Annotated in this window: 5 protein-coding genes and 1 pseudogene; 4 read left to right on the top strand and 2 right to left on the bottom strand. The window is 63.4% G+C overall.

Going from position 1 to position 5,467, the window contains the following annotated elements:
- A pseudogene (locus AB4Z11_RS21440) lies at positions 1–375 on the bottom strand (hypothetical protein); the annotation flags it as partial.
- A gap of 85 nt (positions 376–460) precedes the next feature.
- Here AB4Z11_RS21440 and dnaX point away from each other — a divergent pair.
- The 4 genes from dnaX to recR are packed head-to-tail and all read left to right on the top strand — an operon-like array spanning position 461 to position 4,254.
- Positions 461–3,001 carry a DNA polymerase III subunit gamma/tau gene (gene dnaX / locus AB4Z11_RS21435; RefSeq protein WP_442027542.1) on the top strand — a complete coding sequence of 847 codons (2,541 nt, stop codon included), beginning with the start codon at positions 461–463 and terminating at the stop codon, positions 2,999–3,001.
- A gap of 33 nt (positions 3,002–3,034) precedes the next feature.
- On the top strand, positions 3,035–3,361 hold the full coding sequence (locus tag AB4Z11_RS21430) for a YbaB/EbfC family nucleoid-associated protein (RefSeq protein ID WP_442027540.1): 327 nt from the start codon (positions 3,035–3,037) through the stop codon (positions 3,359–3,361).
- Between the two features lie 8 nt (positions 3,362–3,369).
- Positions 3,370–3,660, top strand: a complete 291-nt coding sequence (locus AB4Z11_RS21425) for a YciI family protein (protein ID WP_442027539.1) — start codon at positions 3,370–3,372, stop codon at positions 3,658–3,660.
- A gap of 3 nt (positions 3,661–3,663) precedes the next feature.
- On the top strand, positions 3,664–4,254 hold the full coding sequence (gene recR, locus AB4Z11_RS21420) for a recombination mediator RecR (RefSeq protein WP_442027537.1): 591 nt from the start codon (positions 3,664–3,666) through the stop codon (positions 4,252–4,254).
- Here recR and AB4Z11_RS21415 read toward each other — a convergent pair.
- A partial coding sequence (locus AB4Z11_RS21415) for a putative bifunctional diguanylate cyclase/phosphodiesterase (RefSeq protein ID WP_442027536.1) occupies positions 4,234–5,467 on the bottom strand: 1,234 nt, incomplete at its 5' end. The two genes, recR and AB4Z11_RS21415, sit on opposite strands and share 21 nt — an antisense overlap.

Here is a 5,467-nt window from a genome sequence, read left to right as displayed (position 1 = left end):
ATCGGGGATCACGGCATCCATGCCATGCGCCAGGCTGACCTTTTCACCGGCGGGCTGGGTGGTGACGATCTTGGCATCCTCGTCCAGCCACTTCATATTAGGCACCAGGTGCATGCGGCCATCGGCGCTGACCGGCAGCGGTGTGCGTCCGCCCGCGTGCACGATGGTGAAGTTGAAATCCGAGCCTTTCAGCGCCTTGTTGGCGGGCTTCACCAGCAGGTAGAAGTCCAGCTTGTCGCGTTCGGCGGCGGGGAGGGAATAGTATTTATCGAGCCGCATGGACTCGACCAGTTTCTTATACGGCGCCCATTCGCGTTCTTCCGCGTGGGCTGCACTGGCGAGCGCCAGCAGGGAAATCAGCAGCAGCTTTTTCATTGTCAAAAAATTAAATGATAATTGATGCGCTGCTCTTTGGCTAATGTTGTCCGCAGCGCTCGCCAACTACGGTAAAATCGCGCACATGTCCTATCAAGTCCTCGCTCGCAAATACCGTCCCCGGAACTTTGAAACGCTCGTCGGCCAGGAGCACGTCGTGCGCGCGCTCACGCATGCGCTGCACACGGGCAGGCTGCATCACGCTTACCTGTTCACGGGGACGCGTGGTGTCGGCAAAACCACGCTGTCGCGTATTCTAGCGAAATCGCTGAATTGCGTTGGGCCGGACGGCCAGGGTGGCATAACTGCTACGCCTTGCGGCGTGTGCGAAGCCTGTACCGCCATCGACGGCGGCCGCTTCGTGGACTATATCGAGATGGACGCGGCGTCCAACCGCGGTGTCGATGAAATGGCGCAGTTGCTGGAGCAGGCGGTGTATGCACCGTCCAATGCACGTTATAAGGTCTATATGATCGACGAGGTGCACATGCTCACCAACCACGCCTTCAACGCGATGCTGAAGACGCTGGAGGAGCCGCCGGAGCATGTGAAGTTCATCCTCGCGACGACGGACCCGCAAAAGATTCCCGTGACCGTGTTGTCCCGCTGCCTGCAGTTCAATCTGAAGCAGATGCCACCGGGTCATATCGTCGGCCACCTTGAAAATATCCTGGGCCAGGAAGGCGTTCAATTTGAACAACCCGCTTTGCGCCTGCTGGCGCAGGGCGCGCATGGTTCGATGCGCGATGCCTTGTCCCTGACCGACCAGGCGATCGCTTACGCCGCCGGTGCTGTGACGCTGGATGCGGTGCAGGGCATGCTCGGTGCGCTGGACCAGTCTTATCTGGTGCGCCTGCTGGATGCGCTGGCCAATCGCGATGGCGCTGACCTGATGGCGGTCGCTGACGAGATGGCGACCCGTTCGCTGTCTTATAACGGCGCGCTGCAGGACCTGGGCACCTTGATTCACCGGATCGCGCTGGCGCAGACCGTGCCGTCCGCGGTGCCGGCCGACCTGCCTGAATATAACGATATCGTGCGTCTGGCGTCGCTGTTCGATGCGGAAGAAGTGCAGCTGTATTATCAGATCGCTGTCCACGGACGCAACGAACTGGGACTGGCGCCCGATGAATACGCCGGGTTCTCAATGACCCTGCTACGCATGCTGGCCTTTCGGCCCGGCGTCGGCGGGGCAGAAGGCCAACCGGCCAGCGCCCCGGTAGCGGCACGTCCGGCGGGACCGAATCCGGCTCGCGCGGCAGCTGCTGCGGCAGCGGCGGCTTCCGCTGCGTCGCAAGCTGCTTCCGCTGCCGTCGCCGACCGCGCCAGTGTCGCCGTACCACCCGCCGCCGCTGCGCCGGCAACGTCCGCGCCTGCACCCGCGGCACATGCGCCGGCAATGCCTGTTGCCACGTCCGCACCTGCGCCCGGCGCGCATACGGCTGCAATGCCTGCGGCAACGTCCGCGCCCGCGGCGCATGCTCCGGCGCCGATGCCTGCCGCTGCGCCGGCGGCCGCGCCGAGTGCTCCGGCTGCTGGTGGTAATGATGGCAAACCATTGAGCCCGGCGCGCGCTGCGATCAATGCCGCGCTGGAAGCCGCCCGCGCCGCTGCTGCCGCACGTACCGGTCAGCGTCCAGCCGCTGCCGCGCGCCCGGCGCCGGATGGCGGGGCAAGTGCGCAAGCTGCTGCATCGGCCGCATCAGCCGCACCGATGGCCGCCGGATCTGCACCAGCTGCTRCCGCATCGGGACAGGCAAATGTGCAAGCCGCCGCGATGCATCGCCCTGCGCAGGCGCCATCTGCCGCGCATGCCGGCAGCCCCGTCGCGCAAGCGTCGTCGCCACAAACGACCGCTCGTGGTCCCGCACCGTGGGAAGATGCCGTACCGGGCAGGGGCGACGCCGCCGTGCTCGAAGCCCCGCCTCAGGTACAAGTGCAGCAGCGTCCCGCCGCCGCCGCACAGCCGGCCGCGCCGGCCCAGCAGTCCGCGCCACAAGCGCGCGCCGCCCAGCCGGCCGCCGATGACGATCTGCCGCCGTGGGTGACCGAATTCTCCGACGACTCCGCAGTGCCGGCTGGCGCTGGTCACATTGGCGGCATGGATGCAGGCCAGCCCGCAACGCCGGGCGCACATGCCGCGCCTGCGCCGCAAGCCCCACGCGCCGCTGCAGCAGCAACTGTCAAGCCGCCATATGAGTATGTGATCACGCCAATTCCGGAACTGAACTGGGACGGCAACTGGCCGCTGCTGGCCGCACACCTGCCGCTGCGCGGTGTGTCGCAGCAGTTGGCCACCCAGGCCGAACTGGTCAAAGTCAGCTTTGACGGCAATATGGCCGTGTTCCGAATCCGCTGCCCAATCGACACCTGGAGCACGCCGGCCAACGTCGAAAAACTGACCGTGGCCCTGACCGAACGCTTCAACCATCAAATGCGCGTGGAAGTAGAACTGGGCAAAGCCTTCTACACCACCAGCGCCGAAGCGCAGGCACACCGCGAGGTCTGCCAGCGTGCCGCGGAAGAGACGGTGGCCAACGATCCATTCGTGAAATCCATGGTGCGCGACTTTGGCGCCTTCATCGTGCCCGGCTCGATCGTAGCCCCGATGACGCCCGCGCATTAACGCTATACTTACCCAAATACGGAGAAACACATCATGATGAAAAACCAACTGGCAGGCCTGATGAAACAAGCGCAGGCTATGCAGGAAAACATGAAGAAGGCCCAGGATTCGCTGGCCAATATCGAGGTCGAAGGCCAGTCCGGCGCCGGCCTGGTGAAGGTTGTCATGACCTGCAAGAACGACGTGAAGCGCGTGTCGATCGACCCATCCTTGCTGGCTGACGACAAAGACATGCTGGAAGACCTGGTTGCCGCCGCCTTCAACGACGCCGTGCGCAAGGCCGAAGCCACCGCCGCCGAGAAGATGAGTGGCCTGACCGCCGGCATGAATCTGCCAGCCGGCTTCAAGATGCCGTTCTAAACACCATCATGTTTATCATCACGCTCACCTATCTCAAACCGGCCGAGGAGATCGACAAGCTCCTCGCAGCGCATCGCGAGTATCTGCGTGAGCAGTATGATAATGGCATGTTCCTGATGTCCGGCCGACTGGTGCCACGCACTGGCGGCATCATCCTCGCCACGGCCGACAGCCGCGCCGATGTTGAAGCGGTGATCGAGCTCGATCCCTTCAACGAAGCCGGTGCGGCCAGCTACACCATCACCGAATTCGTGCCGACCATGACGGCCGATATCCTGAGCGCCTTCAAGCAAGCCTGATTTATGGCGAAGTCACTCGAATTCCTCACGGAGGCATTGCGCCGCCTGCCCGGCGTCGGCCCGAAGTCGGCGCAGCGCATGGCTTTCCACCTGCTGCAGCACGACCGTGAAGGCGCAGCCATGCTGTCGCGCGCCCTGTATCAGGCGGTAGAGCAGGTGCATCACTGCGCGCTGTGCAATACCTTCACCGAGGAAGAGATCTGCGTTACCTGCTCGGACGAGGAGCGCGACCGCAAGCTGTTGTGCGTGGTCGAGACGCCCGCCGATCAGGCCATGATCGAGTCCACGCTGACTTACAAAGGGTTGTACTTCGTGCTGATGGGGCGCCTGTCGCCGCTGGACGGCATTGGCCCGAAGGACATTCACCTTGAGAAACTGCTGCACCGTGCCGCCGACGGCGTGGTGCAGGAAGTCGTGCTGGCCACGAACTYCACCAACGAAGGCGAAGCCACCGCCCACTACATCAGCGAAATGCTGAAAGCCCGTGGCCTGTCGGTCAGCCGCCTCGCGCGCGGTGTGCCGGTCGGCGGCGAACTCGAATACGTGGACGCCGGCACCATCGCCCGCGCCATGCTAGACCGCCGCAGTACCTGAGCCGGCGCGGCTCAGCATCCTGGTAATCGAATCGTGGTGCGAAGGACGGCCGAGGAAGAAGCCCTGGGCCATGTCGCAGCCGAACTGGCGCAGCAGGGATAGCTGCTCGCCGGTTTCCACGCCCTCGGCGACAACGATCATCTTCAGACCATGCGCCATGGCGATGATGGCGCGCGTGATGGCCGCGTTTTCGGAATCCTGCGGCAGACCGGAGATGAAGGTCTTGTCGATCTTCAGCGCACGCACGTCGAAGCGTTTCAGGTAGTTCATGGACGAATAGCCGGTGCCGAAATCGTCGATGGAGAGGAACACGCCGATGCCCCGCAGTTGTTCCAGCGTGGCCAGCGTGGCGAGGGCGTCGTCCATCAGCGTGCCCTCGGTCAGTTCCAACTCCAGCAGGCGCGGTTCGAGGCCAGTGTCGTGCAATACCGCCAACACGATCTGTGCCAGATTCTCGTCCTTGAACTGGCGGGCGGACAAATTGACTGCCATGCGGATCGAGCGCTCGCACTGCTGCTGCCAGGCGCGCGCCTGCAGGCAGGCTGTGCGCAGCACCCATTCTCCAATCGGCACGATCAGTCCCGTTTCCTCAGCCAGAGGAATAAACTCGTTGGGCGGAATGATGCCGTGCTCGGGATGGCGCCAGCGCACCAGTGCTTCCACGCCGACGATTTGCGTTGAGGGCACGTCGACCTGCGGCTGGTAGAGCAGGTACAGCTCGTCGTTCTGTAGTGCCTTGCGCAAGCCGACTTCCAGCTTCACGTGGCTCATGATCTGCATGGTCAGTGAGGAACTGTACAGTTTCGCATTGTTCTTGCCGCAGTTCTTGGCGTGATACATGGCCGTGTCGGCGTACTTGAGCAGGGAAGTGCAGTCCTCGCCATCCTCCGGATAGAGCGAAATGCCAATGCTGGCGGTGACGAAGATCTCATGCCCCTCCAGCATGAAGGGCCGCCGCATGGCATCCTTCACGCGATGCGCCACGTTCAGGGCATCTTCGGCGCGGTCCAGATCCGGAATCAGGATGGTGAATTCGTCGCCGCCCAGCCGCGCAAGACTGGACTGGATCTGCGCAACATGGTCGCCGGGCCGTATCGTTTCGTGCAGGCGTTCCGACACGATGCGCAGCAGCTGGTCGCCGACATTGTGGCCCAGGGTGTCGTTGATGCGCTTGAACGAGTCCAGGTCCATGAACAGGATGGCGAACTTACGC

The sequence above is a fragment of the Pseudoduganella sp. RAF53_2 genome (assembly GCF_052113985.1).
GTDB lineage: Bacteria > Pseudomonadota > Gammaproteobacteria > Burkholderiales > Burkholderiaceae_D > Rugamonas.
This window is presented reverse-complemented; position numbering and strand designations above follow the sequence as displayed.